General features: G+C 52.5%; 33 protein-coding genes. 8 read left to right on the plus strand and 25 right to left on the minus strand.

Going from position 1 to position 23,968, the window contains the following annotated elements; genetic code table 11:
• The first annotated feature begins 26 nt into the window (after positions 1-26).
• The 5 genes from BFV64_RS12640 (at position 27) to BFV64_RS12660 (ending at position 2,508) form a co-directional block, all read left to right on the plus strand.
• A complete protein-coding gene (locus tag BFV64_RS12640) occupies positions 27-443 on the plus strand; it encodes a hypothetical protein (protein WP_235611117.1) in 417 nt (138 codons plus the stop codon).
• A complete protein-coding gene (locus BFV64_RS12645; protein WP_201159198.1) occupies positions 436-630 on the plus strand; it encodes a hypothetical protein in 195 nt (64 codons plus the stop codon). Before BFV64_RS12640 ends, BFV64_RS12645 begins: the two co-directional genes overlap by 8 nt.
• A gap of 33 nt (positions 631-663) precedes the next feature.
• Positions 664-1,361, plus strand: a protein-coding gene (locus BFV64_RS12650; protein WP_223216367.1) for an IS1 family transposase whose coding sequence is annotated in 2 segments (ribosomal slippage) — positions 664-913 and positions 913-1,361 — 699 coding nt in all. Because the reading frame shifts where the segments join, the coding sequence is not laid out codon by codon here.
• Between the two features lie 187 nt (positions 1,362-1,548).
• Entirely contained in the window at positions 1,549-1,725 is a 177-nt protein-coding gene (locus BFV64_RS25755; protein ID WP_012967825.1) for a hypothetical protein, read from the plus strand.
• 486 nt (positions 1,726-2,211) lie between these two features.
• Positions 2,212-2,508 carry a YciI family protein gene (locus BFV64_RS12660; RefSeq protein WP_023330569.1) on the plus strand — a complete coding sequence of 99 codons (297 nt, stop codon included), beginning with the start codon at positions 2,212-2,214 and terminating at the stop codon, positions 2,506-2,508.
• Between the two features lie 172 nt (positions 2,509-2,680).
• On the opposite strand, the gene BFV64_RS12665 is transcribed toward BFV64_RS12660, so the two are convergent.
• The gene (locus BFV64_RS12665) at positions 2,681-3,871 is read right to left on the minus strand and encodes a CHAT domain-containing protein (RefSeq protein WP_235611118.1); all 1,191 of its coding nucleotides are present in this window, start codon (positions 3,869-3,871) and stop codon (positions 2,681-2,683) included.
• A gap of 115 nt (positions 3,872-3,986) precedes the next feature.
• On the opposite strand from BFV64_RS12665, the gene BFV64_RS12670 reads away from it, so the two are divergent.
• Positions 3,987-4,967, plus strand: a complete 981-nt coding sequence (locus BFV64_RS12670) for an IS5-like element ISKpn26 family transposase (protein ID WP_000019445.1) — start codon at positions 3,987-3,989, stop codon at positions 4,965-4,967.
• A complete protein-coding gene (locus BFV64_RS26060) occupies positions 4,949-5,152 on the plus strand; it encodes a hypothetical protein (protein WP_335671922.1) in 204 nt (67 codons plus the stop codon). The genes BFV64_RS12670 and BFV64_RS26060 overlap by 19 nt, the downstream gene beginning before the upstream one ends.
• A 944-nt stretch (positions 5,153-6,096) precedes the next feature.
• Here BFV64_RS26060 and BFV64_RS12680 read toward each other — a convergent pair.
• From BFV64_RS12680 to BFV64_RS12745, 14 genes are all read right to left on the minus strand, one after another.
• On the minus strand, positions 6,097-6,318 hold the full coding sequence (locus BFV64_RS12680; RefSeq protein WP_069602140.1) for a DNA-binding transcriptional regulator: 222 nt from the start codon (positions 6,316-6,318) through the stop codon (positions 6,097-6,099).
• A 76-nt stretch (positions 6,319-6,394) separates the two neighbouring features.
• On the minus strand, positions 6,395-7,564 hold the full coding sequence (locus BFV64_RS12685; protein WP_014884123.1) for a phage late control D family protein: 1,170 nt from the start codon (positions 7,562-7,564) through the stop codon (positions 6,395-6,397).
• Positions 7,561-8,025 carry a phage tail protein gene (locus tag BFV64_RS12690; protein ID WP_069602141.1) on the minus strand — a complete coding sequence of 155 codons (465 nt, stop codon included), beginning with the start codon at positions 8,023-8,025 and terminating at the stop codon, positions 7,561-7,563. Before BFV64_RS12690 ends, BFV64_RS12685 begins: the two co-directional genes overlap by 4 nt.
• Before the next feature lie 12 nt (positions 8,026-8,037).
• Positions 8,038-10,485: a phage tail tape measure protein gene (locus BFV64_RS12695; RefSeq protein WP_069602142.1), complete on the minus strand. Its 2,448-nt coding sequence runs from the start codon at positions 10,483-10,485 to the stop codon at positions 8,038-8,040.
• A complete protein-coding gene (locus tag BFV64_RS12700; protein WP_240326290.1) occupies positions 10,475-10,633 on the minus strand; it encodes a GpE family phage tail protein in 159 nt (52 codons plus the stop codon). The genes BFV64_RS12695 and BFV64_RS12700 overlap by 11 nt, the downstream gene beginning before the upstream one ends.
• The gene (locus BFV64_RS12705) at positions 10,630-10,938 is read right to left on the minus strand and encodes a phage tail assembly protein (protein WP_014884126.1); all 309 of its coding nucleotides are present in this window, start codon (positions 10,936-10,938) and stop codon (positions 10,630-10,632) included. The genes BFV64_RS12700 and BFV64_RS12705 overlap by 4 nt, the downstream gene beginning before the upstream one ends.
• A gap of 60 nt (positions 10,939-10,998) precedes the next feature.
• On the minus strand, positions 10,999-11,517 hold the full coding sequence (locus BFV64_RS12710; protein ID WP_069602143.1) for a phage major tail tube protein: 519 nt from the start codon (positions 11,515-11,517) through the stop codon (positions 10,999-11,001).
• Positions 11,518-11,529: 12 nt separating this feature from the next.
• Positions 11,530-12,723 carry a phage tail sheath protein gene (locus BFV64_RS12715; protein WP_069602144.1) on the minus strand — a complete coding sequence of 398 codons (1,194 nt, stop codon included), beginning with the start codon at positions 12,721-12,723 and terminating at the stop codon, positions 11,530-11,532.
• 122 nt (positions 12,724-12,845) lie between these two features.
• Positions 12,846-13,250: a tail fiber assembly protein gene (locus tag BFV64_RS12720; RefSeq protein WP_023333113.1), complete on the minus strand. Its 405-nt coding sequence runs from the start codon at positions 13,248-13,250 to the stop codon at positions 12,846-12,848.
• Positions 13,251-13,261: 11 nt separating this feature from the next.
• A complete protein-coding gene (locus BFV64_RS12725; RefSeq protein WP_069602145.1) occupies positions 13,262-15,313 on the minus strand; it encodes a phage tail-collar fiber domain-containing protein in 2,052 nt (683 codons plus the stop codon).
• 11 nt (positions 15,314-15,324) lie between these two features.
• On the minus strand, positions 15,325-15,855 hold the full coding sequence (locus BFV64_RS12730) for a phage tail protein I (protein ID WP_069602146.1): 531 nt from the start codon (positions 15,853-15,855) through the stop codon (positions 15,325-15,327).
• Positions 15,848-16,756 (minus strand): baseplate assembly protein, encoded by a 909-nt coding sequence (locus BFV64_RS12735; RefSeq protein WP_069602147.1) that lies wholly within the window; start codon positions 16,754-16,756, stop codon positions 15,848-15,850. Before BFV64_RS12735 ends, BFV64_RS12730 begins: the two co-directional genes overlap by 8 nt.
• A gap of 5 nt (positions 16,757-16,761) precedes the next feature.
• Positions 16,762-17,112 (minus strand): GPW/gp25 family protein, encoded by a 351-nt coding sequence (locus tag BFV64_RS12740; protein ID WP_069602148.1) that lies wholly within the window; start codon positions 17,110-17,112, stop codon positions 16,762-16,764.
• Positions 17,109-17,750, minus strand: coding sequence for a phage baseplate assembly protein V (locus BFV64_RS12745; protein ID WP_069602149.1), 642 nt, complete (start codon positions 17,748-17,750; stop codon positions 17,109-17,111). Before BFV64_RS12745 ends, BFV64_RS12740 begins: the two co-directional genes overlap by 4 nt.
• A 188-nt stretch (positions 17,751-17,938) precedes the next feature.
• Between BFV64_RS12745 and BFV64_RS12750 the strand changes: the two genes are divergently transcribed.
• Entirely contained in the window at positions 17,939-19,123 is a 1,185-nt protein-coding gene (locus BFV64_RS12750) for a DUF2971 domain-containing protein (protein ID WP_069602150.1), read from the plus strand.
• Positions 19,124-19,162: 39 nt separating this feature from the next.
• Here the strand turns inward: BFV64_RS12750 and BFV64_RS12755 are convergent, their stop codons facing one another.
• The 10 genes from BFV64_RS12755 to BFV64_RS12795 all read right to left on the minus strand — a co-directional run bounded on the left by BFV64_RS12755 (position 19,163) and on the right by BFV64_RS12795 (position 23,927).
• Complete coding sequence (locus tag BFV64_RS12755) at positions 19,163-19,615, minus strand: phage virion morphogenesis protein (RefSeq protein ID WP_069602151.1); 453 nt, start codon at positions 19,613-19,615, stop codon at positions 19,163-19,165.
• Positions 19,608-20,075: a phage tail protein gene (locus BFV64_RS12760; protein WP_069602152.1), complete on the minus strand. Its 468-nt coding sequence runs from the start codon at positions 20,073-20,075 to the stop codon at positions 19,608-19,610. The genes BFV64_RS12755 and BFV64_RS12760 overlap by 8 nt, the downstream gene beginning before the upstream one ends.
• On the minus strand, positions 20,038-20,283 hold the full coding sequence (gene lysC, locus BFV64_RS25915) for an Rz1-like lysis system protein LysC (RefSeq protein ID WP_081330962.1): 246 nt from the start codon (positions 20,281-20,283) through the stop codon (positions 20,038-20,040). The genes BFV64_RS12760 and lysC overlap by 38 nt, the downstream gene beginning before the upstream one ends.
• A complete protein-coding gene (gene lysB / locus BFV64_RS12765; RefSeq protein ID WP_069602153.1) occupies positions 20,171-20,596 on the minus strand; it encodes an Rz-like lysis system protein LysB in 426 nt (141 codons plus the stop codon). The genes lysC and lysB overlap by 113 nt, the downstream gene beginning before the upstream one ends.
• Positions 20,593-21,102: a lysozyme gene (locus BFV64_RS12770; protein WP_069602154.1), complete on the minus strand. Its 510-nt coding sequence runs from the start codon at positions 21,100-21,102 to the stop codon at positions 20,593-20,595. The genes lysB and BFV64_RS12770 overlap by 4 nt, the downstream gene beginning before the upstream one ends.
• Positions 21,086-21,307 carry a hypothetical protein gene (locus tag BFV64_RS12775; protein ID WP_001354073.1) on the minus strand — a complete coding sequence of 74 codons (222 nt, stop codon included), beginning with the start codon at positions 21,305-21,307 and terminating at the stop codon, positions 21,086-21,088. Before BFV64_RS12775 ends, BFV64_RS12770 begins: the two co-directional genes overlap by 17 nt.
• Positions 21,298-21,501: a tail protein X gene (locus BFV64_RS12780; RefSeq protein WP_069602155.1), complete on the minus strand. Its 204-nt coding sequence runs from the start codon at positions 21,499-21,501 to the stop codon at positions 21,298-21,300. Before BFV64_RS12780 ends, BFV64_RS12775 begins: the two co-directional genes overlap by 10 nt.
• The gene (locus tag BFV64_RS12785) at positions 21,501-22,007 is read right to left on the minus strand and encodes a head completion/stabilization protein (RefSeq protein ID WP_069602156.1); all 507 of its coding nucleotides are present in this window, start codon (positions 22,005-22,007) and stop codon (positions 21,501-21,503) included. The genes BFV64_RS12780 and BFV64_RS12785 overlap by 1 nt, the downstream gene beginning before the upstream one ends.
• A 99-nt stretch (positions 22,008-22,106) precedes the next feature.
• Positions 22,107-22,856 (minus strand): phage terminase small subunit, encoded by a 750-nt coding sequence (locus tag BFV64_RS12790; protein ID WP_069602157.1) that lies wholly within the window; start codon positions 22,854-22,856, stop codon positions 22,107-22,109.
• Positions 22,857-22,859: 3 nt separating this feature from the next.
• The gene (locus BFV64_RS12795; RefSeq protein ID WP_069602158.1) at positions 22,860-23,927 is read right to left on the minus strand and encodes a phage major capsid protein, P2 family; all 1,068 of its coding nucleotides are present in this window, start codon (positions 23,925-23,927) and stop codon (positions 22,860-22,862) included.
• Between the last annotated feature and the right edge of the window lie 41 nt (positions 23,928-23,968).

The following is a 23,968-nucleotide window of genomic DNA, read 5'->3' on the forward strand; positions in this document are numbered from 1 at the left end:
CCCTCTGGGATGCGCTCCGGATGAATATGATGATCTCATATCAGGAACTTGTTCGCACCTTCCCTAAGCAACTAATGTCTCAGCCAGTCGAAGATTATGGATTCAGAATCCGACAGGTTACACACCCGGCGATGGTGCAGACCATTATTCAGAGCATGATGAATGAGGGTTATATTGTGTATGAGATGGGCGCTGGATTTATCAAGTTTGTACCCTTACAGCAATCACCAAAACATAACCCGCTTGCTGAGATTGAAAAGGCATGTAAGAAAGCCGCTGAGAAATTTGTTGATGCAGGAATCACTGAGAAAGCGAATAAGGTAAATAAGGCTATCCATGCTCACAACGTATTGGTGAAACAGGCTGAAGAAGCGTTATCGGGAATTAAATCGCTTGAATCCTATCTGTCTGTGATTGTCGCCGATGAGGTGGGTAATGACTAACAAAGTCACTGAGGCCGCCTACAAGGCTCAGATTGCTGCTTTACAGGCTCAGTTAATGCAACGTCATACAGTGACTGCCATCGACGCTGTACAGCCTTTCTGTGAAGCTATAGGTATCAATCCCGCTGATTACGTTAAGGCCACTAGCGCTATGAGTAACCAGCAGGTAATGGTGCCAACTTACTGATTTAGTGTACGATGGTGTTTTTGAGGTGCTCCCGTGGCTTCCATCTCCATCAGTTGTCCCTCCTGCTCAGCTACTGAAGGCGTGGTGCGTAACGGTAAAAGTACTGCCGGACATCAGCGCTATCTCTGCTCTCACTGCCGTAAAACATGGCAGCTACAGTTCACTTACACCGCCTCTCAGCCCGGTACACACCAGAAAATCATTGATATGGCCATGAATGGTGTTGGATGCCGGGCAACCGCCCGCATTATGGGCGTTGGCCTCAACACGATTTTACGTCACTTAAAAAACTCAGGCCGCAGTCGGTAACCTCGCGCATACAGCCGGGCAGTGATGTGATTGTCTGCGCTGAAATGGACGAACAGTGGGGCTACGTCGGTGCTAAATCACGTCAGCGCTGGCTGTTTTACGCGTATGACAGGATACGGAGGACGGTTGTGGCGCACGTCTTCGGTGAACGCACTCTGGCCACACTGGAGCGTCTTCTGAGCCTGCTGTCGGCCTTTGAGGTCGTGGTATGGATGACGGATGGCTGGCCGCTGTATGAATCCCGCCTGAAGGGAAAGCTGCACGTAATCAGCAAGCGTTACACTCAGCGAATTGAGCGGCATAACCTGAATCTGAGACAACATCTGGCAAGGCTGGGACGGAAGTCACTGTCGTTCTCAAAATCGGTGGAGCTGCATGACAAGGTCATCGGGCATTATCTGAACATAAAACACTATCAGTAAGTTGGAGTCATTACCTAACCAGCATAAAGCGTTCTGTGACGGGATTCTGAAAGCGGCTTCTTCAAAGGTCACCCGCTTGCAGCGGGATGCAACTGTACGAATCCTCGAAGCACAGACAAAACGAAACAAAGCCATAACAGCAGCCTCAGAAGCGGCTGAAGTTGCTCAGTCGATGGGAGGGCTGTAAATGAATCAACTCTTCAATGAATATGGTCAGAAAGTAAGTTGTAATCTTCTGATGACGCTGCATCCATCGCTTATCACAAAGCTGGAAAAGCTTTCTGAACAGATTGGTCAAGGTGTGGTATCAGAAGACCAGCGTTTAACACTGGCAATCGGTGAGATGCTCAGGAGGCTTGAATGACGCTTTATCCGTGTAATCCTCTGAAGTCTCAAGGGGATGCAATTCCGTTAACTCAAAATCTCGCCCTGAATATTCCTGTCCCAATGCTACAGAAGCTGGACAGAGTAGGTTATGAACTCGCGGGACGTTACAAATTGGGCGGATTATCAGAGCAGCGCGTGAGATTGCTGGCATTGGCTCACCTGATAGAGCGGGCTTAGTGCTTGTAATGTGAATGAAAACCAGATACTTTCAAAACCCGAATAGCCTATACTCAAGGGTCATCGAAGTCATAGTCATCAACGTTAAAAAATCGAACCCTGATTTTAAATGCAAATAGCAATCATATTCAATAAGACACTTTGTTCTGGCGCAATTTAAGCGTCAATGTGGCCAAAAAAGGGGCATTCAGATCAGGGTATTAACATTGTTTTTATCTTTACATTGCAGTCAGTTGCCCTTTCACATAACGTAACTGACACTTTAAAACGCTTAAGGAGCTTCACCGTGCTTTACGTGATTTACTCTGAAGATGTCGCTGATTCACTTGAGAAACGCCAGTCTGTCCGCCCTGCTCACCTGGCACGCTTACAATTGCTACAGGATGAAGGTCGTTTGCTGACCGCTGGCCCAATGCCTGCTGTCGACAGCAACGACCCGGGTGCAGCCGGTTTTTCGGGCTCCACGGTTATTGCAGAGTTTGAATCTCTGGAAGCGGCGCAGGCCTGGGCTGACGCAGACCCGTACGTTGCGGCGGGCGTGTATGCGAAGGTAACGGTGCGACCGTATAAGAAAGTGTTCTGATATAACTAAGGCTCCCTCAGGAGCTTTTCAATACTTAATAAGCAGCTGAAATAAAAGGAATTATTTCGATTCACGTCCACAAACTGACCACATCGATATGAAATGCCCCTAGCGGGGCATTTCTTTTGAATTTAGGTCAGTAAATGAGAATGCTTGCTTAGATTGGCAAGAATCATTCTTTTATACTTATGGTGACAGCCTCAGGAAACCCTATCTGGCTATAACACATAGTTTCTGTAATGAAGAATTTCTCATTAATTAAATTAATAACTTCATATTCTTCCAGTCCCGATAGTTTAGTTAAGGCGCGAAGTGTCTTACCATACCAATCAGGGTCGAACATGTTTATGTGCATATTTATTTCAATTGCATCTTCCTCCCAAGAGTTTTGAGGTATTATGCCCTCCAGTTCGAAAGCTCTCATCAAATCAGTCACATAAGACATTCTAAAAAATAATGAGATGAACAGTCTTAAATTCATGTGAGTAAACTTAGTCGGTAAGCTTGATGGAAATTGATGAAATCTATAGATTAAACGGCTAACAAATGCTGCAGAATCTATCGCATTTACAGGAAGTAATGTTCCTATGACACTTACTGCTCCGCTTATTAAGAAACCATTTGCCACAGAAGCATGAGATCCACTAAGAGCTGAAGTTAAGCAAGCGCTAAGGATTACAATAGGAGGCACTCTAACGATTTTTCTCAACTCCCATGTATCAATTCTCTCCTCTCCAATTATTAGCCAGCCATGACTTTTATCTCCTCCGTGATCGCCATGACAATCAAGCACTAATAAATATCCATTATAATGATTTAATGCATCCATAAATTCCTTTTTGGTTCTAACATCAACTATTTCATATTGCAAATCGAGCATGTGAGGCATGAAACAATCTAAAGCATTTTCCAAATGGAACTTAATATGATCATCTGGTTCAAAGGATCGTATAATTAACACTTTCTTTAGCTCGGATGATTTTATTAAAACCCGTGGAAATGAAGCTGCATTTTGTAATAACACATTCCCTGGCGTAGTAGTAACTCGAGATATTTCATGACTGAACATAATTGGCAGACGATCTATTCTTATCCAATCCAAAGGAGTATCAGTAACAAAAGTAATGTCATTATAGTTCTTCGATATATGATCTCTTAACTTTGGCCCAAGTATTCTTTTTATAATTGTATTAAAAGCCTTAACTTTTTTTATAAATACTGGGTGTTTAATGTCGTATTGGCGTGCCAGGTCTTCAATTTTCTTAATAATATTGCCTTGATGATTTATAGCATTTGGCAATCTTATGGCTGGAATTCTTTTATTCATGCTTAAAAACATTATTGCGGTAGTGGTCAATCGCATCTCAGAGCGCCTGAGCTTAATTAAATATCTAAACACAGGATCTCTAGGGAAGGTGCGAACAAGTTCCTGATATGAGATCATCATATTCATCCGGAGCGCATCCCAGAGGGACATCATGAGCCATCAACTCACCTTCGCCGATAGTGAATTCAGCACTAAGCGCCGTCAGACCCGAAAAGAGATTTTCCTCTCCCGCATGGAGCAGATTCTGCCATGGCAGAATATGACCGCTGTCATCGAGCCGTTTTATCCCAAGGCGGGCAATGGCCGACGGCCCTATCCGCTGGAGACCATGCTGCGTATTCACTGCATGCAGCATTGGTACAACCTGAGCGACGGTGCCATGGAAGATGCCCTGTACGAAATCGCCTCCATGCGCCTGTTTGCCCGATTATCCCTGGATAGCGCCCTGCCGGATCGCACCACCATCATGAATTTCCGCCACCTGCTCGAGCAGCATCAACTGGCCCGTCAATTGTTCAAGACCATCAATCGCTGGCTGGCCGAAGCAGGCGTCATGATGACCCAAGGCACTTTGGTGGATGCCACCATCATTGAGGCACCCAGCTCTACCAAGAACAAAGAGCAGCAACGCGATCCGGAGATGCATCAGACCAAGAAAGGCAATCAGTGGCACTTTGGCATGAAGGCCCACATTGGTGTCGATGCCAAGAGTGGCCTGACCCACAGCCTGGTCACCACCGCGGCCAACGAGCATGACCTCAATCAGCTGGGTAATCTGCTTCATGGAGAGGAGCAATTTGTCTCAGCCGATGCCGGCTACCAAGGAGCGCCACAGCGCGAGGAGCTGGCCGAGGTGGATGTGGACTGGCTGATCGCCGAGCGTCCCGGCAAGGTAAAAACCTTGAAGCAGCATCCGCGCAAGAACAAAACGGCCATCAACATCGAATACATGAAAGCCAGCATCCGTGCCAGGGTGGAGCACCCGTTTCGCATCATCAAGCGGCAGTTCGGCTTCGTGAAAGCCAGATACAAAGGGCTGCTGAAAAACGATAACCAACTGGCGATGTTATTCACCCTGGCCAACCTGTTTCGGGTGGACCAAATGATACGTCAGTGGGAGAGATCTCAGTAAAAACCGGAAATAACGCCAGAAATGGTGGAAAAAATAGCCTAAATAGGCTGATTCGATGTGTTTGCGGGAAAAAAATCGGCCCAGATCCGCGAAATTTTAATCAGCGAGTCAGCTTGGGAAGAAATGACCTGCTTATTCGCACCTTCCCTAGATATATTATTTTTCTCACCATCACCATGTTCTAAGCGAATTCTAAAACCTGAATAATCTGGATTTCTTAACACTCCACCGATCAAAAAATTCTTTTGATCGATATTCAAGTTTTCTTCAATAAACTCATATATCTCATTGTCTGTATCATAAAGGTAGGAATACATTCCTGGTGCATATAGAATTACTTCTGATGGTGGTTCCTTACCTAATTCTTCTAAACAGTTTTTATAAGCGACGACACCATCCAACATAGCATTTATGAACTCACGCTTACTGCTCCCATCTTTAATTCTCTTTGGAGGAGAAAGCATGTAGCCTAACGATTCAATAAGCAACTCATTGGGTAATGTCGTATTATTTAATGTTGAGCTCAACCCACACCGTTTAAACGTCGCCCCACGTCTTTTAAACCTAGTTAATGATTTTTTTTCTCCACTTTTTTTTATGATGTTACTTTCTATGAGTTTAAGCCTTGAAAAAATAAACTTATCGTATGAATAAATGCTGTTTATCTCACCGAATTTTAATTCCGCCAACTTACTATCGGAACAAATAATGGGCGGTATTATAAACTGCTTAGAAAATTCTTTCACATAATGATAGTCTTTTGAAATACAGAAAATTATACAAAAATATGTTTCAAACAAGTCTGGAATATTATATAGATTCTCTTTTGAAATTAATGCAATTGGATTTTGAGTCTCTAGTCTAGTTCTTTGCTCACCATCATCCAAAACAAATATATCTCTAATTTGTTTTGGCGCTTTGCCAACCAACATGAGTATCTCGCTAATATTGGAATTTATTACTCCTATATCAAATCCTTGAAGAATTGATTGCTCGCCAGTAGTTGGCATCAAAACGAGCTTAAGTATATCCCCTTGACCTTGTAGTAATTCCATGTTAGCACCCTCATTCACATGAAGCTAATAATTGTACAATACCAAATCACAACGATATTTGTTAATGAATACGATTATACCCAGTGCATTTGTTGCTGCCCATTTTTATCAGCGTGCGCTGGCGCAGGCTCTATCACGTTTGGTAATGATATAAATCGCTCGATAGTTTCAGTCGTAACAAATGTACAACTGCAGTTGATGTTTGTGCACTGGTGATACCGCTCTTTGGTCGTGTCGGTAAAATATCGACTTGTGCGTGCGTGAGCGGCGAAATGGCATTTTGGACAGTGAAACATGGCGAGCACCTCATTTAATTTCCTATGAGTTAATTTTACTCACTTTATCTTTATATAACAAACACTTAAAAACAAATCATTGCGTTATTTCTTCGCTTTCGTACTCCACGTCCGCAACCTTAACCTCAAGCTCTAAGCCCGTCGTGTAGCCGCTCCCGTTAAGGTTATGCACCACCCGGCTGATTATCCAAGCCTGCTCGTCTATGACGCGCTTAAACCCTTTCACCGCGATTGGCGTTTCAGGAAATAAATCTGCCCGGCCAATCGCCAGCGAGATTGAAAACTCCGCGACGCCTCGCTGCAGTTTATCCCACTTCGCCTGAGCGGCGCGCATGGCCTGCGCCTTTGTCGCGTAGATGGTTGTCAGCTCCAGCACGTTGTCAGCTTCACCGGCCATGTACTCGCCCTCGCGCGCTTCCTGCTCTTTTTTGGCTTTAGTCTTTGCAGGGGCTTTTGTCGCTTTCGGGTGCTGCAGCGCTCGGAGGTGCTTCTCTTTGGGCTTGCGCTTGAGCTTAACCTTTTGCTTTTGCGGCTTCGGGTCTTTGGTGTGCAGCCATTTTGCCGTAACGCCGGTGTAGGCTTCCCGGTCAGCAATGGCAAACTGATGACGATCGCCGTCGCCGCGCTCAAGCGTCATCTGCGGAATAGGCTTACCGCTGGCCGTCTTACCGCTCCCCGCTTTCAGGAATAACAGTTTCCCCGCTTTTACCGAAACCGCCGCCCCGTTCCGTTCAGCCAGGCGGGACAGAAACACCGCGTCGGATTCCTGCGACTGGTCAATGTGCGGGACGGGGATCGCTTTCAGCGTGTCGGCCACGCTGGCCGTGAGCTTATTGCGTACCGCAATCGTCTCCACAATTTTCCCGAGCGTGGTGTCATGCCATGACTGTTCCCGGCGCGAGTTCAGCGTACCGCGAAAATCGGCGCTGCGCCCCCGGATGGTCAGCGTATCAGGCGCACCCCTGTGCTCGATTTCGTCGACCGTGAACGTCCCTTTTTTTATCAGCGCGGAATTCTGCCAGCCTAACCACAGCGTCAACGTTGCGCCACGCGGTGGCATTGCTATCTGGCCGTCAGTGTCATCGAGCTCGATGTCGAGCTGGTCGGCCTCGAATCCGCGATTGTCGGTCATGGTCAGACTGATGAGGCGGTCACTAAAATCCTGCGTGATATCCTCGTTATCCAGCTTGAGCATAAACGCCGGGGCTATCTTCGCCCCGGCCTGAATATCCATTCCCGTCATCATCCTGCCAGCCCTCCCAGCCAGTTACCGGCAGACGTGACCAGATTGTCTGCCTGCGTTTTCAGGTCACCGTAAATGACCGCGAGCGAATCATCCACCCGTTTCAGCGAGAGGCTAAACTCAATTTTTCTGGCCGCGCCGTCGCTGAATAATTCGCTATCCGTACGGGTCACTTTGTCTATAACATACATGCCGTGGATCATGCCCGTTCCGTCAATCAGCGGCCACGCTCGCCCCTCGTCTGCCATCAGCTCGATGGCGGTCATTGAGAGGCGGCCGCCGGTGATTTCGGGGTACAGCACGCCCGAAAGCGTGCGCGTGGTTTCCCCTTCCCCGAGATACTGGTAAGCCGGTGGCTTGCCTATACGGTCGTTTGACGCCCAGCGGTAATCCTTCGAATACTGCATAGACTGATAGGGTAGCGTGCGACGCTCAAACACAAATAAACCTAAAACCATTAACATGCTTTATCCCCCTCACTCATGACGCATACTTGAGCGTTGGCGCGCTCTTTCTTCCCGGTCGAGTCTTTCGACCGCTTCACGCAGCTGTCGGTCGAGGTCAGTTCCCGGCGCAACACCCCCCGGCAGATTAATGTTGTATTCCCGCTTGCTCTGGTCGATGTAAGAGCGGCCTGCAGGAGCCGTCACTGGCTGATAAGCCTGATAACCGCCATATGCAGAGGTTGCCGGAATATAAGACCCATTTTTCGAACCGGTAGCGGCATTGGCTTTTGCGGCTTTCTGGTCGAGATCGCTCGATTCTTTATTGATAACACCGAGCTTTTCCAGCAGCCAGTTAACCCCGGTACGCAATGTATTAAAGCTTTTGAGCGGTAACATCAGCGCGTCGGCCAGCATCTTACCGAACATCACACCCGCATTTTTGCAGCTGTCGAGCGTCTCCTGCGTCGATTTGACCGGTGCGATCAGGTCTTTAAACCACTGCCACGCCGCTTTAAGCTTGTCACCCAGCCAGTCAAAAACCGGCTTTAATGGTTCGAATAATTCCGTTACAGGAGCAAAAGCCTGCTTTAACCCCTCCATTACGCCTGAGAAAAACGCGCTGATTGGCTCCCAGTATTTGCGGATAAGCAGCGCACCGGCGACGATGGCAATGCCAATAGCCACTATCGGCCAGGTAAGCGCCCCGAGCACGGTCATAATGGCACCGCCTACCACAGAAAAAACCGTCCCGAGCAGTGATGCGCCGGCAATCAAAATATTAATGCCGGTAATGACCGGCCAGGCGACCAGACCAATTGCCCCGAGGATGCCAATAATTGCCAATGCCCCGCCCGCGATGATGCCGATGGTTTGCGCCAGCCCCTGATTTTTCTGGATCCAGCCATCGAGCTTTAAGACATATTTCGTGGCAGTTTGGGTGAGCTTTCGCAGTGACCCCTCCTGCTGGTCAAACAGGTCAGTACCGACGGCCTCATAGGCTGACTGGAATTCTTTGAAGTCGCCGCCGAGGTTGTCCTGCATGATTTTAACGAGCTCAGCGGTTTTGCCGTCCGAGGCTTTAAACGCCGCCGTGAGCTGGTCGAGTTTACCGCTTGAGGCCGCGGTCATCAGTACCGCCGCCGCCGAGCTGGCCTCCTCACCGAAAATGGTTTTCATGTACTCGCCGCGCTGGCTTGTTCCGAGATTGTTTTTCTCAAAACTGCGCTGCATTTCTTTCAGAATGGCAAATATCGGGCGCGTGTTGCCCTTGCTGTCAGACGTTTTAACGCCGAGCTCTTTGATGGCCTCGTATGCCTTACCGGTCGGAGCCTGCAGTCGACTCAGGACGGCACGGCTGCCGGTTCCCGCCATCGAGCCGGTGATTTTGGCGTCATGGAGTGCGCCGACCATTGCAGCGGTCTGCTCAATACTGACACCTGCATTTTTTGCCACCGGCGCAGCATACGTCAGAGCGTCACTCAGTCCGTCAAAGTCAGCGGCCGTTTTGTTCATGGTCATCGACAGTACGTCGCCGATGTGCGCGGTCTGGTCGTTAGACATCTGAAACGCGGATTTCATCCCCGTTAGCAGCGCGGCGTTTTCTTCCATCGAGCGACGGTTAGACAGCGCCATATTCAGCGTGACCGGCGTCGCAGCCTGAATCGCTGCGGCATCCCCGCCGCTTTTCGCAATGATAATCTGCGCGCTCGCCGCATCATCTGCAGACGCAGCGGTATTGTCCCCGAGCTGGCGCGCCTGTTTGCGCAGTGCCTCCATTTCGGGCGACTCTTTTTCGACCCCGAGCACGGCCTGCAGCTCAGAGTTTTTCTGTGCAAAGTCATAACCGGGTGTGAGTAATTTCACTCCGGCTATCGTTCCCGCCGTGGCGATACCGACGCCCGCCGTGCCTGCCGCTGCAGCTCCTCCGGCAAGGGATTTTCCGGCCTGATAACGCTCTTTAATGCGACTCAGTCGCGCCTGCTGTTGACTGAGCCGCGCCAGTGCCCCGCGTTGCCGGTTTAGCTGTGCGGTCGTCTCACTGATGCTGGTTTTCAGGCGGCGCTCATCCGCCGACAGGGTACGGGTATTAATACCAGCCCGCGCGAGTTCGGTGCGCTGGCGCTGTACCGACAGCCTGAGGCTGTTGTATTTGAGCTGCAGGTCAGCGGCGGATTTCTTCGCCGCCTCCATCGCGCGCGCCTGCGCGGTAGTCGGGTTCTGCGTGTTTTTAAACTGGACGGCCAGCGCGGCGGCTTCCTGTTTCGCCTTGTTAAGCGACTGGCCGGTCACGGCAAGCTGTGCGCTCGCTTTCCTGAATCCGTCAATTCGGCCAGCCTGCGCATTCAGATCGCGCAGGCTGTTTTGAGAAGTGCGGATATCGCCAGCAAGGGTCTTGCTGGCAGTCTGGATAGCTTTGAGCGGTCGGCTTGCCCGGTCGACTGCGTTCAGCAGTACCTCAATCCTGACGTTATTGCTCATGGTGGTGTCCGCTTCGCTGCAGCGCCTTTTCGCGCCATGTGATGAGCTCGGTCACGCTCAGGGAATTCAGCTCTGATGGCGGCCAGTGAAATATCACCGCGATATCCGCCATCAGGTCATCGACCGAAAGGTTATCCGGGAAGGTCAGCGAGCCGAAGATGGCGACAAAAAACCGACCACCTTACCGGCGAACAAAATCAGGTCTGACGCTTCCAGACGCATGACCTCATGCTCGGTCAGCGCCGGGTACGTCATACGCGGCAGCACCTTAATCAGCGCGTCGACGTCAGAGTTTGCCAGCGACGCCAGACTCACGCCGCGCAGGGTTCCCGCGTTGGGTTTGGTCACAGTCACCTGTTCGATTTTCTGCTCACCGCGCATGACGGGATTATCGAGGATCACAATGTTCGGATTTTCGTTTACGGTGGTGGCGGTTTCGTTGATGTTTTCCATGATGTTGCTCTCTTTGAATCTGAGTAAGTGACCGGCCAGCCTGGCTGACCGGTTAACGGGTTACAGGCCAATCGCCCGGCGGTGCTCAGCGAGACGGTCGACGCCGTCGACTTTCATCACCATGTTGATGACGTCAATCTCGATGACCTCTTTGCCGTCAATCGTGAGCTGGTAGTAAGAGCACTCGGTCGCGATTTTAGTCGTGCCGCTTTCACCCTGTTTGTTTTCGCCGCCGTCGAACTCCTTATGACGGCCACGCATGACCACCTCAACGGCAGAAATAGCGCCAGTGTCATCGCGCTGGAATGAGCCGGTGAAGCGCAGCGGCACGCTATCCGCCCCCGGTGACGCGTACTGCGCCCACAGCTCGACGTCAGGCAGACCGCCCAGCGTCCACTCAAGCGACAGCGCGTCGTCATCGAGACCGAGGTCAATCGACACCGAGCCGGGCATCCCGCCGCCACGGTATTTCTCAAGCTTACGGGTCAGCTTTGGCAGGGTGACGGATTCAACGGCGCCCATATAGCTGAGACCGTCGTTAAACATGTTCAGGTATTTCAGTTTGCGTGGTAACGCCATGCTCTGAGCTCCTTAGCTGTTGACCGAGTCTGACAGGTCTGCCAGATAGGTATCGGTGATGCGCTGGCGCAGGGTCAGGTTTTCCAGCGGCGGGACGGGGGTGTAGTCGTAATCGATATACAGCTTCCCGGCTTTCAGGGTTTCCACGCTGTTCGACTCCGGGTCGTACCAGCACGTACCGTCAACGATATAGCCGTTGTTTTTCAGCTCGCGGAATTTGGCATTGATACCGGCGACAATGTCGCGGATAAGCGTTGCGGTAACGGGTTTATCAATCGCCCACGCGTGCGCCTCCGCCATCGTGTCGGCCAGCACCTGCGCCGTGCGGGTGTAGTTTTCAAACAGGAAAAGCGGGTCATCTGAGCAGGTACGGTTGCCCCAAAATTTAAAGCCGTCGTTACGGATGAGCGTTGTCACCCCGGCCTGATTTAACAGGTTCGCGTCAGTGGCCTTCTCCTGCAAATCCCATGAGACCGAGGTACTGACGCCGGTGACGCCATTCACGCCGACGTTAGAGAGCGTTTTGTGCCAGCCGGTCTCCTGGTCGATTTTGGCGCGCAGGCCGAGCGCGCGGGCGGTCGCCCATGCGGTCTGGGTTTCGTTCGTCGTGGTGTCCCATGCCAGAAAATCAGGGTGAATGACCATCAGCTCGCGCTGGCTGAAGTTTTCCCGATAGGTGATCGCCTCGGAAATGGTCTTGCAGCCCCACGCGCTCACGTAGCCGAACGCGCGCAGGCTCTGGCAGGTCGACGCAAGCGCGGTCGCCACTTCCTGCGTATCCAGTCCCGGCACGCCGAGAATGCGCGGCTTAACGCCGGTGACGGTTTTCGCCGTTAACAGCGCTTTCAGCCCGGTGTATTTGCCGTTTTCATCGGTCGTGCCAATGATGTTGGAAATGGTTTCTTTCTGCGCCGCTTCCGGGTCTTCCGGGTCGTCGATACCTTCGGGAACGCGCACCACCACAATGACCGGCTTGGACTGGTCGGCGATGGCCTGCAGGGATTTTGACAGCGTGCCTTTTTTACCGGCTTTACCGATAGCTGTTTGCACACTGGTAATCAGCACCGGCTCGTTAAGCGGAAACGTCTTTTCGTCAGCATCGCTGGCCGTGCAGACCATGCCGATAATGGCCGTCGAGACAGTGGAAATGGTGCGCGTGCCATCGTTAATCTCGATGACCTCGACGCCGTGATGATAGTCGCCCATCTGTTTAACTCCGTGGTTAAGGGGTGCGACTATTTTCTGTTGTGTGCTGCACGGGTGCGATGCAATGCCGTTGGTGGGGGAATGAAACAACAAACAAAAGCCCTCCGGGTGGAGGGCTCAGGTCAGACTGGTTTTTCAGGCCATTCTATTGATGGCGCCGCGCTGATATCGAGTCGGTTTAACATCACCCGGTAACGCTTCCAGCGGGTGAGCAATTCAGCCTCTTCCCCGGTGTCAATCCCGAGCTCGTAAGCATCCTGCAGCGGCGTGATTCTGGCGTTAGCCTCAGCCATCAGTGCAGTCCGGGTTTCTTCAGCCAGTGCAATGAGCGCATCAGCCGAGGGCTCCGGCGGGTCGACTAAAATGGGGTTTCCGGCCTCGTCAGCGGCAATCACTTTTCCCGTGGATTGCCCCTCACGCAGCGAAAAGTATGATTCTTCACTGATTTCCACGGCATCAGCAGGAGTGGATTTATTCACCTCATCGCAATAAAAACCCAGCGTTGTTTTCGAAAAATAATAATTCATCTTTTATCTTCCTAATAACCAATTGCAAACCAGCATAACTGGCGATCTGTTGCGGCAGTATTTGACAGGGAATATTGTGATGCCGATTTAATAAATCCCGTCATTGAGTTTTCGCCAGCCGTTCGCTCGATGTTGTTTGATACCGTCAGCGATGCGCAACCAGTCGGAAACGAAACCGGGAAACTGAATGTCCGCGTGGTTGCCCCGCTAACGCTCTCAATCCCCCACTGAAATATCATTCCCGTGTTTGAATCTTTAAACCATCCGCGAGACCCTCTCGATGCAGTATTGACCTTCTGGAAAGTGCTGTTAGCCAGCGTCTTGGTATAAAACCGGTTATCGAAATTTTCATAACTGCCCGGCTTAATCTGGCCTCTCGCCTCCACATGCCCGCCACGGGTATCGACAAAGACCGTGACGCCCTCACTGCCGGTGAGAGTGCAATAAAATCCGATACCGTTCCATGATTTCAGCATCAGGTTATTACTGGAAAAACCTGCGGCATCCTCACCCTGATAAATCCCCGTTGCGTTCCTGATTTTCACACCTTCAGAGAACGTAACTTCTTTCTGGTAAGTGCCGCCCTTTGACGCTGAAACGGCATCGACTTCATCAGCCGAGGGTGGGTTATTTGAATCGTAGAGCTTAATCCAGCCCTGCCACTCGCCGTTCATTTTTGTGCGGTGGCGCAATGGCTCATCCGGGCGACCTGCACGCCAGCCAATCTGACGGCCGGTATTCTGGTCGTACTGGCAATGAATCAGCTCAGAAGCCTGATTCGCAACCGGGCCATGAATACCCTCGGCGCTCATTCTGAAAAAACCATTAAAATTGATATTATTAGCATCAGTCAGGCCGACTCCTGCCACCGCACCAACACCAAAATCACCCACCTTCAAGACCCGCCCGCCAGTGGTATCGATATTGGAGGTGGTCACATCTTTTGTGGCAGCTGTACCCGCATCATCCAGATTCGTGGTTTTCAGGGTGATATCGGACGTACCATCAAAAGCCACTCCGGCAATTTTTCGCGCGGTGGCGAGTTTCTTTGCGGCTTCCGCTGTGCCTTTGGCCGGTAACGCGCCGACATCATCGGCGGTGGGTTTATACCCTTCATGGTAGATAGCCTTATCGTCATACTTCAGCTCGCCCGTATGCTTCAGTTGCAGAAACTTATTCGACGTACCGTTAGCGATATACACATCTGAGTTACCCACCCCAAACGACACGCTGCCAATAGAGGTTTTAATTCCAAACCCGCCTGTCAGCCAGCCGCCCGCTATCGGTAAACGGGTATTCGCATTTTCATTGGCCGCTTTCGCATTATCGTTTGCTACCTTCACCGCTTTTGGCGTCGCTGCGACACTCTCTGAGGTGCTGTCTACCGCGCTACTGAGCTGGACGATACCCTTTTGCGTCGTGGTGGCGTCCTGAGCCGTATATTTCCCTTTCGCAAGGTCATACGCCGCCTTAACCGCTTTTGACGTCGCTGCGACGCTCTCAGACGCGCTGTCAGTAGCACTGCTTAACCGGGTGAAACCCTTTTCGGTGAGCGTGGCGTCAGGATGACGACGGGACTGCTCATGCTCCGCGAGCTTGTCGTCAACGTAGTCCTGCGTTGCCATCACCATTGAGGTGTCAATCGTGAGCTCGACCGACTCGATGTCGCTTACCATGATGACCATACGCACGGTCTGCGCACGGCCTGACCCCTCTGCCAGCGCTGGCTTGTAGCTTTCGGCCATGTTACCGACCGCAATTAGCGTGCCGGTATCATCATAAAGACCCATTTCACGCATCCAGAAACCGCCGGTCTCCGGCGGGATAAGCAGCTCCGCCACGACATAATTTTTGTTTTTATTGTCCTGGCTGATTTTGTTCAGCGCGTGACGCCAGACCTCTTTGACGAGCTTTGTCTGGTTCGGGTCAGGCACCGGCAGCGTGCCGCCACCGTCGCCGATGGCCATCGCCGTAAAATTCACTTTTTTACCGTCAGGGACGGTCGCTGCGGCCAGCTTAACTGCACCGGCTTTGGTGATGACCGTTTTGTATTTCACTGTCATTGTTCTCTCACTTATCCGGGATAAACCGTGATGATGTCGCCGTCATAGGTCAGGGCTCCGGTGTAGAGGTAGCCGGGAATGTCCTGAATAATGGTCAGGCCGATAAGGTGGCGGCTGGCTGGTTTGGCATCCGCGATGAGCCGTTCCATTTCGTAATACATTTCCTCGGTGATGCCGGTCTCTAACACACCGATATCGAGGCGAAACGTGCCGGGCGGGTCGTTAGTTTCCCACCACTCGGACACGTTAATCAGGTAGCCGAGCGGCTCCACCACGCGACGCACAGCCCCAATCGTTCCTTTGTGCGCATGGATAAACCACGCCGCGCGGATCACATCCCGCTTTGTGGCCTCCGGCCAGTTCTCATCCCAGCGGTCAACAGAAAACGCCCACGCCAGCCACGGCAGCAGATTTGCCGGGCAGTCGTCAGGACTCCAGAGGCGACGCAGCGGAACGGGGGTATTTTCAATCTCAGCGCAGGCGCGAGCCGCCGCCACCTCAAGCGGTGATGAACCCACCGGCAGCAGGCGGGTATCATTCATCGTTGCCTCCGATAGTCACACTGTACTCGCTGCACCATGACGCCTGCGTGTCATCGAGCACGATGTCGGCCACCGGTTCTGCCAGCTCGACACGCTGCACGCCTTCGACGTGGAGCGCGGCGTAAATCGCTGATTTGCGGATATCGCGCCCGAGCCGGTGCTGCGCGGTGATGTACGCCTGCAGCTTAGTTTTTGCCGCGCTGAGCACCGGCTCGCTTTCGGGGCCAGGGTAAAGGTAAAGCGATGCGGTGATTTTATAGTCGACAATGTTCGCCGACTGCACGGTCACGCGGTCAGCGACCGGCCTGACGTCCTCATCGTTCAGCGCGGAGCGCACGATGGCGAGCAGCTCGTCAGAAGCTATCCCGTTATTTTCGCGGGACAGCACCGTGACCGTGACACACGCAGGCTCGGGACTGATAACCGAAATATCGGCGACCCGCCCGTCAGCACTGCGGCCATGAAACTGATAGGAGCCGGTAGAGCCTGCGGTACTCAGCCCCTCAAAAGCCTGCTGAATACGCAGCCGGTAGTCGGTGTCCGACTCCATCACGGCAGGCGTCGGCGGTAACGTCGTATCGTCTGCAGGCGTGATGACAAGGCGCTCGACGTTGTAATTTGCGCCTATCTGGTCGAGGTCTGCGTCGGTGGCGTAGGCCAGCATGACCGCGCGCGAGGCTTCGTTGACGCGCTGTCGCCAGATAACCTCCCGGTAGGCGTTTTCCTGCAGTAGCTTCACCAGCGGCTCAGACTCAAGCGAGAGCGTGCGCGCGATCGCGTCCTGCTGGTCTTCCGGGTACAGCGAGACGAGCGTCGCCTTTCGCTCGCTCAGGATGGTTTCATAGTCCAGCTCTTCCACCACGTCGGGCGCGGCGAGCTGGTTAAGGTCAACGATTGCCATAGCGTTTAACTCAGTGGAATGGTGAGTGAAAAAGGCTGGCCGCCGGTTGAGCGGGTGCCGGTGATGTCGACATACAGCCCGCCGCTGGTCTCCGACCGTTCAAAGGTGATGGTCGTGAGGCTGACGCGTGGCTCCCACTTCTGGATCGCGGAATAGCACGCGGCCATAATCTGCAGGCGCAGCGCCGGGGTCTGCGGCTGGTCAATCATCTGCGACAGGAGCGAGCCGTATTCACGGCGCATGACGCGCGACCCAACCGGCGTGACCAGAATGTCGCGCACGCTTTGCCGGATATGCTCAACCTCAGAGATACTGAGGCCGGTCTGGCTGTTCATTCCCAGATAACGCACCGTCATTGCGTCCCCTTAGTCCAGCTTCCGCCGCTCTGTACGTTTCCGTGCGCGTGGTTATCCAGCTGCACGCCGTTTGATTTCAGTGTCCCGCCGGTGTGCTCGATGTTCCCGCGCATGGTGCCGCCGTTCTGCACTTCTAGCGTGCCGGTCGTCAGCTTGTTGGTGCAAACCACCTCCGGCGTATCGAGCGTGATGCGGCTCGACGCTTTCACCAGCACCACCGGCACGGTGGCCGTAATGGAATCCGACGCGGTGACGTCTGCGGTTTTGATGCCTGACACGGTGAGCGCGCTGTTTTCGGGCTCGTACTCAATAACCGCCCCGTCAGGAAAGGAAACATGAAGCGCATCACGGGAGGCAGACGGCGCGGGATTGTCATCCGAGAAAATGCCGGGCAGCACAAACGCCGTATCGAGCTCGCCGCCGACAGCCAGCAAAAGCACCTGCTCGCCAACGGAGGGAGCCCACCATACGCGTGAGCGACCGGCGCGGCAGGTAAGCCAGTTCAGCCAGGTGGTTTCCATGCCGCCGGTCTGGACACGACAAAGCCCCTCGTCGTGGTCGACGTCGGTCACGATGCCGGTGCGGATAAGGTTGCGGATCGCGCGTGCGATTTCCTGCAGAGAATTTAGATTATTCATGGGGAAAGGATGCCGCCGGGCGAGGCTATCGGCAATGAAGCGGTGTTTTGTGGTGGATACAACAACGTATCCTGTTGTTCTCGTGCCTAATGCTTTGAAGATCTTTGATGGATAAAAAAATTAAGATTTGAAAAGTAAAATCAACTCCTATTTAATCTGTAAGCATGATTCACACATAAGGAATTGAGATGTATTTTTATAAATACCTGAGGGTCGATAACCTTAATCTTTCTATGCTTCGTCACGGAGAGGTTTTCTTTGCATCACCAAAAGAGTTAAATGACATTCATGAATGCAAACCGCAATTTATATTTAATGCCAGCCGTGAATTATGGTCAAGGCTTATCCATGAAATTATCACCGGCATTTGCATTGAAATGAAGTTAAAAACAAAATCCTATGTATTGATGACGCTATTCTCTTTCAAGGAAGACATCGTCACAGCTCTTTTAAATAAAAAAAAGAAACTATCGCTTAATTATGAAGAGACAATAAATAGAATTTCACACGAAATCAGCACAAAGGCCATCGAAAATTTAGATTTTGTTGATGCACGAAAAGTGATAAAAGCCCTCGACTCATATATACAAGATAAGTTAAATACCGAACTAAACGATAAGCTATACATCACATCCTTTTCAAAGAGCGCTACCATTCTGACAATGTGGGGGCATTATGGTAATGCAGAAAAAGGTTTTGCAATTATTTATGAAACAAATGACGGGAACATTAACTTAGAAAGCAATATAAAAATATTCCCTTCACATACAAAGCTATCTGAATCAAATTATTCACTAGGTATATCAAGATTCAGTAAAGCTGAACTCCTCGAGGTAGAGTACAAGAACAAACCTGTTAGAGCAAATGGCTTCAGGAAACTAATACCTGCGTTTTCTTTTAGTGAACAGGAAGACTTTTACGATTGCCGAGAGTCTTTATTATCAGATATCCCAAAATACAATGAGAATGATATAGGGCGAGTGAAATACACCGACTGGAAGTATGAAAAAGAACTGCGCTTACACTTACCGGTCTATGATGAATTACCACCACCACTAAGAAGCATAAAAATATCCACGCAGCACATTAAAGGTGTTATTTTTGGAACAAACACAAGTGACAATGACAAAGAAAGCATTCTTTCCGCTTGTTATTACCTAAAAAAATCGCATACAACCGAAAGTGAGCTGTATATTTTTCAGGCAAAATCCATCCCAGGGCAATATAAAATAAAAGCGTTCCCCTTAGGTAGAGTATGTGACATTCAAGTTCGAGGATTACCTTTCATAGAGAAAGTAAACCCCAAAAATATAGAACACACTAAACACCATGAAGAAATATTAAAAATGACAGAAGCAATAAATGCAAGTTAGCATTCGGATGCTTATAAGCCCCTTGCAAGGGGTTTTTTATTATATATTGCTGAGGTGCTTTATAATCAACTTTTCTACCATATCCTTGCTATTCTGGCTAAACCCTAATAACTGGCGCTGTGGGTATTGCACGTCACTGCTTTGCGGATTTGGCCTATCCTTTAGCCCGTACTGATGGACTCGCGCGATACGCTGCACTTTGCCGGTAAATTCCACCACCGCGCTGTTTTCACGGCCAGTGGCTTTCATGTATCGGCTTGTGCGTAGCTTCTGGAACATCGCCCGTTTAATCCGCCCGGTCTTAGCCCTGAGCGGCTGACGCTTTCGCGCCTGATACGGTGAGCCGTCCGGTGCTTTCTGCAGCTTGATACGTTGCTGTTGCGACTTGCGCAGCTCCTTTGCTATCTCTCCGGCCAGCTTACGGCGTGCAGCCGGTGACAGGGCAGCTAACAGACCATTGAGCCGGTCGTCAAAGGGCTTAAATTCACTCATCCCATTTGCTCACCAGTTCGCCGTTGATATAGAGCTCTTTAGGCCGGGTGACGGGCTCCGGCAGCGGCGGCTCAGGGGCATAGCTTACGTGCAGCGCGCCGTTTTCCTCCCTGATGAGGGTGCGCTCGGTGAGCTGCAGGCTGATGCTGATATCGACGCTGTCCCCGTCGTTCAAATCCATCTGGAAACGGTAGCCCTTTTTGCGGCCGTCATCGAGCGTGCAGATATCCGGCTGGTTTTCCCTGAGCCATGCGGCCACCGGCACGAAAATCAGGTCAGGGTCGCCCACAAAGTCACACACGATCACATTCAGGGTGTAAATCTTTTCGTGTGACAGCGTGGCCGCGAGCCGCGCATCGATATTCCCCTCATCGGCAAAGATGCGCATCATTTCGGGGTTTGTTTCAAGCTGCGGAACGGCTTTAATCAGCGCTTCGCGCAGGCTGCGTGCTTTCTTCATCGAGTTTATCCTGACAGTCTTTGACGGTTTCAACCTGCAGCGCGCAGGCGGCGAGCGCGTGCTCAAGCCTGCGAATATCGGCGCTCAGATCGCCATTAGTGGTCGGGTCGCTTCCCTGCATCGGGCAATAGCTCACTTTCGGGCAGGCGCTGTAAACAATGACCGGCGGAGGCACAGGCGGCGCGGGTGTGCAGCCGACGCACAACATCAGGCAGCTCAGCGCTGTACCAGCGGCGTAAGGTTTCATTCTCATTTATCAGCCTCGTAATGGTTTGTTCACGCCGCACGGCCATCGCACCGGCGGCCAGCAGTTCGCCGCGTAGACTGACCTGCGCGGTTTCATTTCGCCTGGCAATTCCCTGCGAAACGGAAAGCTGATTTTTCAGCATTCCGATCGCGGTTTTTTGTTCAGTGGCGACCCTGTTCGCCCGTTCAAACGAGCGCGTCAGGTTGCCGTTTTCATGACGCTGCCAGAGCACAACCGCAATAAGCGCGGCCAGTAAAAACAACATCACTTTCATTGAATCCCCCTGAGGCAGTAAGCACGCTCACGCGCGCGGCGGTTTTCCAGCCCCTTGTTAATTTCGCCGTTCACGTAAACCCAGCGGGTGAGCTGGTCGCACGCCTGCGCCCATTGCTGGCGTTTGATAAACGAGACCAGCGTCGACCGGCAGGCCGCGCCGGTTCCCACGTTGAATGAGAAACTGACCAGCGCGTCGTAAACCTGCGGCGGCATTTTCACCGGCGCGCACACGGCCAGACGTTTCTCGACGTTCAGCACATCCGCGACGAGGTTAGCCGCCGCCTGACGTTCGGTGATTTCCCCTTTCGGCACGACGCCTGCAGTGTGGCCGATGCCCGACGTCCACACTCCCGCGCTGCACTGGTAAGGCGTCAGGCGACAACCTTCGAGGTCGGCAATCAGCGCCAGCCCCCCGGGCGAGGTGTTAAGCAGACGAAAATCAGGCATCAGCGCTGCCAGCGCCAGCACGGCGGCCACACTGCATTTTTTAACGATTGATTTCACGAATAGCCCCTTTATCGAGTCCGAGCGATGTCAGATAGAGGTACGTCTTGCGCTTAAACCAGTAGTTCGTCAGCGCGGTAAAAATGGCGCATCCGCCGCCCACGTAAAGCGCCATCTTTTCGGGGGACATTGCCCCGACATACGCCAGCCCCACGGCCAGCCAGTAGGCGATAAACGTGGTGATTTTTTCCATACTCAGTCCCATAGATTCACCGTTTCGGTTCTGGCCGCGCTCTCGGTCTCGGGCAGCTCTACTGCCGTGCCGTGCGGCAGGATCACACCGAGTTCAGACAGATCGGGATTCACTTCTAAGACCGTTTCGACCACGCCCTCAGTGCGCCCGTAGTACCGGGCGCAAATCGCGTCGAGGGTGTCACCCTGCAGCGCATACGCTTTCATCAGATTTGCCCCACAATGCAGCGCGCTTTGTCCTGGATGCGCGCGACAGACCAGCGCATGTCCCGCCACATTTCATCGATAGTGCTGTCGATGCTGTCGGCCTTTTTGTCCCCTTTGGCGGTCGCATCCACGCCGCGAAAACGCTCATAAAGCGTGGCCGTCGTCATCGAACACACGGCGTTGAAGTAGTGGAAAACGCGCACGCTCTCGCCGTCGAGCTCGTCGGTCGGGACATCCGCCAGCGTGGCGTAACCGGCATCGAGCTGAATTTCGCGCCAGTCGCTCAGCTCCGCGTTAGTCTCCGCAATCGCGGTCTTAATCGCCCTGCGCAGGCGAACGGGGGAAACGGTCTGCTCCAGTCGCATTTCTTCCCGCACGCGCTTCGGATCAACGTCAGGAAAAAACGGGGTGTTTATGATTACCGGCTCGCTCACGCCCGGCGGCGGTATCACCACGCCCGGCACATCCTGCGGCTCTTTTTTTGGCTCAATAATCAGTGTCGTCATGACAACCTCAGGTAATGGGTGGGCGGTGGACGCCGGTCGCAGTCAGGGCAATTGATACCCGCTTTGACCGGCGTGCCGCCCGGCTCGGGGAGCGCTCGTTTAACCTGCGGCTTTTGCCGCCTTTGGTGGACGCCCGCGCCGTGCCGCTGGTTTGGCGGCAGGCTTGCGCGTGCGCGGTTTAGTCGTTTTCGGTGCCGGTTCGGTTTTTGGCCTGAGCTGACGCTCTAACTGCTCGATATCCTTTTTCACCCCGATAGTGCTTTCTAACTGGATCGCACGCTGCAGGTGCGCCAGCGCCTCCGGCAGTTGCTCCGCATCACGCAGCACGTAGCCGGTGATTTTGTGCAGCTTCGCACGCACGATATCGGGCATATCCGCGCGCTCGGTCAGCGCGATAGTGTCGAGCAGGTTCGCCAAATTGACCGGCTGTTTTGCCGTCAGCAGGCGCTGCGCGGCCAGTGCCACTTCTTCGGCCAGCAGGCACGGCGTCGGACGGCGACCGACCGGCATGGTGAGGCCGTAGGTCATGGCGTAACGGGCGATATCCAGCGCCCCGGCGATATCATCAGCATCGAGACGCCAGAGCATCACCGTCATGACAATGTCATCCTGTGCGCCTTTGCCGTTTTCGAGGACGCCAGCGACCCACGGCAGGTAGAACGGCAGCAGCTCGCGCTTTTTCGCGGCTTTGCGCTCTTTGGAGCTGATTTGTTTCAGCGTGCGGTTGTCTGCGGCCAGCTTAACGAGCATCTGCTCATAGGCAGTTGCATTGCGCAGCGGGACGGCAGCCCGCTGCGCTGTTTCAGAGGCCGAGACCCGCATCATGTGACGCGCTGCGGGACTCGTCATGGCTTACTCTCCGCTTTCCGGTGCTGCAGGTGCGGTGAAGTCACCGAGTTTGATGTTTTCAATCAGGCAACCGGCGGCGTAAGCCTCGACCACATAGTCAACATTCATTGACTCGTAGTTTTCTACGCGGTCTTTCTTCGGGTTTTCGATGATGCTGCGGCGGTGCGCGTCATCCATGAAGTAGACAGACAGGTTGTCGAGACGCGTCACCATCAGCGCATCTGCCGGGAAGTAAGGTACGCGCACGGCTGGCAGGTTGCCGATTCGCTTCTGGCTGATGATGATGTCAGCGGCCAGCGACTCGGTGTTTGCCTGCTCTTTGTTGACGATAGGGAAATATTTATCCGCCATCAGCTTACGCCCGGTGATGACAACCAGCTCCGGGTCATCCTGATAAATCTCGTCAATCAGGTTGCCGGTGGCATCCATGACCAGCGCGTCGAGGTTCGCATAGTCGCCGTTTTTACCCACGCGGATCACTTCAGAAATCACCGCACCTTCTTCGTCGGTGATTTTTGACATCACGCGCGCTGGCGCTTCATTGCGGTACTTCTGCAACCAGCCGATCGCCACGTCCTGCAGCATCGGATTCTTTTTGCGGTCGGAGGTCGCCGCGCGCTCAATGCCGTTGAAACCGGCCATGATGAAATCGAGGGACTGACGTTTGATGATGGCGTCACGGATACGGGTCTGGAAGTCCTGGAATCGCGCCCAAAGGTCGAGCTGTTTGTAGCGGATATGGAAGTCAAAGTTAATCTGGTCGCACTCGTATTTATTGGACTCCAGCGCGGTAAAGTCAGCGGTCTTACGCTCATCATCACCGGCGGTGTCGGCGGTGCTCGCAATCGTACCGTTAACGCCAACCCCGACTTTTTCGCCTTTCAGCTCATCGACCGGCACGATGTTGATTTTGGTCAGAAACGCGGATGACATCTGCAGGGTGGTCATCAGGGTTTGCGTGACCGACGGCTCGACGGTGAATTTCTTCGCCACGTCATCGGTGGAAATACCGTTCAGCTCCGCGACGCGGGACAGGTAGGCATTAAATTTGAAGCGGGTATCTTTACGCATGGTTTTTCCTGTTCAGGTAAAAAGGTTGAGACCGGGCAACG

The sequence above is a fragment of the Enterobacter kobei genome, assembly GCF_001729765.1.
GTDB lineage: Bacteria > Pseudomonadota > Gammaproteobacteria > Enterobacterales > Enterobacteriaceae > Enterobacter > Enterobacter kobei.

Bases quoted from the DNA above. Each gene is read 5' to 3' on its own strand.
- BFV64_RS12640 (WP_235611117.1), top strand. From the start codon at position 27: ATGATGATCTCATATCAGGAACTTGTTCGCACCTTCCCTAAGCAACTA.
- BFV64_RS12645 (WP_201159198.1), top strand. From the start codon at position 436: ATGACTAACAAAGTCACTGAGGCCGCCTACAAGGCTCAGATTGCTGCT.
- BFV64_RS25755 (WP_012967825.1), top strand. From the start codon at position 1,549: ATGAATCAACTCTTCAATGAATATGGTCAGAAAGTAAGTTGTAATCTT.
- BFV64_RS12665 (WP_235611118.1), bottom strand. From the start codon at position 3,871: ATGCGATTGACCACTACCGCAATAATGTTTTTAAGCATGAATAAAAGA.
- BFV64_RS12670 (WP_000019445.1), top strand. From the start codon at position 3,987: ATGAGCCATCAACTCACCTTCGCCGATAGTGAATTCAGCACTAAGCGC.
- BFV64_RS12680 (WP_069602140.1), bottom strand. From the start codon at position 6,318: ATGTTTCACTGTCCAAAATGCCATTTCGCCGCTCACGCACGCACAAGT.
- BFV64_RS12685 (WP_014884123.1), bottom strand. From the start codon at position 7,564: ATGATGACGGGAATGGATATTCAGGCCGGGGCGAAGATAGCCCCGGCG.
- BFV64_RS12690 (WP_069602141.1), bottom strand. From the start codon at position 8,025: ATGTTAATGGTTTTAGGTTTATTTGTGTTTGAGCGTCGCACGCTACCC.
- BFV64_RS12695 (WP_069602142.1), bottom strand. From the start codon at position 10,485: ATGAGCAATAACGTCAGGATTGAGGTACTGCTGAACGCAGTCGACCGG.
- BFV64_RS12705 (WP_014884126.1), bottom strand. From the start codon at position 10,938: ATGGAAAACATCAACGAAACCGCCACCACCGTAAACGAAAATCCGAAC.
- BFV64_RS12710 (WP_069602143.1), bottom strand. From the start codon at position 11,517: ATGGCGTTACCACGCAAACTGAAATACCTGAACATGTTTAACGACGGT.
- BFV64_RS12715 (WP_069602144.1), bottom strand. From the start codon at position 12,723: ATGGGCGACTATCATCACGGCGTCGAGGTCATCGAGATTAACGATGGC.
- BFV64_RS12720 (WP_023333113.1), bottom strand. From the start codon at position 13,250: ATGAATTATTATTTTTCGAAAACAACGCTGGGTTTTTATTGCGATGAG.
- BFV64_RS12725 (WP_069602145.1), bottom strand. From the start codon at position 15,313: ATGACAGTGAAATACAAAACGGTCATCACCAAAGCCGGTGCAGTTAAG.
- BFV64_RS12730 (WP_069602146.1), bottom strand. From the start codon at position 15,855: ATGAATGATACCCGCCTGCTGCCGGTGGGTTCATCACCGCTTGAGGTG.
- BFV64_RS12735 (WP_069602147.1), bottom strand. From the start codon at position 16,756: ATGGCAATCGTTGACCTTAACCAGCTCGCCGCGCCCGACGTGGTGGAA.
- BFV64_RS12740 (WP_069602148.1), bottom strand. From the start codon at position 17,112: ATGACGGTGCGTTATCTGGGAATGAACAGCCAGACCGGCCTCAGTATC.
- BFV64_RS12745 (WP_069602149.1), bottom strand. From the start codon at position 17,750: ATGAATAATCTAAATTCTCTGCAGGAAATCGCACGCGCGATCCGCAAC.
- BFV64_RS12750 (WP_069602150.1), top strand. From the start codon at position 17,939: ATGTATTTTTATAAATACCTGAGGGTCGATAACCTTAATCTTTCTATG.
- BFV64_RS12755 (WP_069602151.1), bottom strand. From the start codon at position 19,615: ATGAGTGAATTTAAGCCCTTTGACGACCGGCTCAATGGTCTGTTAGCT.
- BFV64_RS12760 (WP_069602152.1), bottom strand. From the start codon at position 20,075: ATGAAGAAAGCACGCAGCCTGCGCGAAGCGCTGATTAAAGCCGTTCCG.
- lysC (WP_081330962.1), bottom strand. From the start codon at position 20,283: ATGTTGTGCGTCGGCTGCACACCCGCGCCGCCTGTGCCTCCGCCGGTC.
- lysB (WP_069602153.1), bottom strand. From the start codon at position 20,596: ATGAAAGTGATGTTGTTTTTACTGGCCGCGCTTATTGCGGTTGTGCTC.
- BFV64_RS12775 (WP_001354073.1), bottom strand. From the start codon at position 21,307: ATGGGACTGAGTATGGAAAAAATCACCACGTTTATCGCCTACTGGCTG.
- BFV64_RS12780 (WP_069602155.1), bottom strand. From the start codon at position 21,501: ATGAAAGCGTATGCGCTGCAGGGTGACACCCTCGACGCGATTTGCGCC.
- BFV64_RS12785 (WP_069602156.1), bottom strand. From the start codon at position 22,007: ATGACGACACTGATTATTGAGCCAAAAAAAGAGCCGCAGGATGTGCCG.
- BFV64_RS12790 (WP_069602157.1), bottom strand. From the start codon at position 22,856: ATGACGAGTCCCGCAGCGCGTCACATGATGCGGGTCTCGGCCTCTGAA.
- BFV64_RS12795 (WP_069602158.1), bottom strand. From the start codon at position 23,927: ATGCGTAAAGATACCCGCTTCAAATTTAATGCCTACCTGTCCCGCGTC.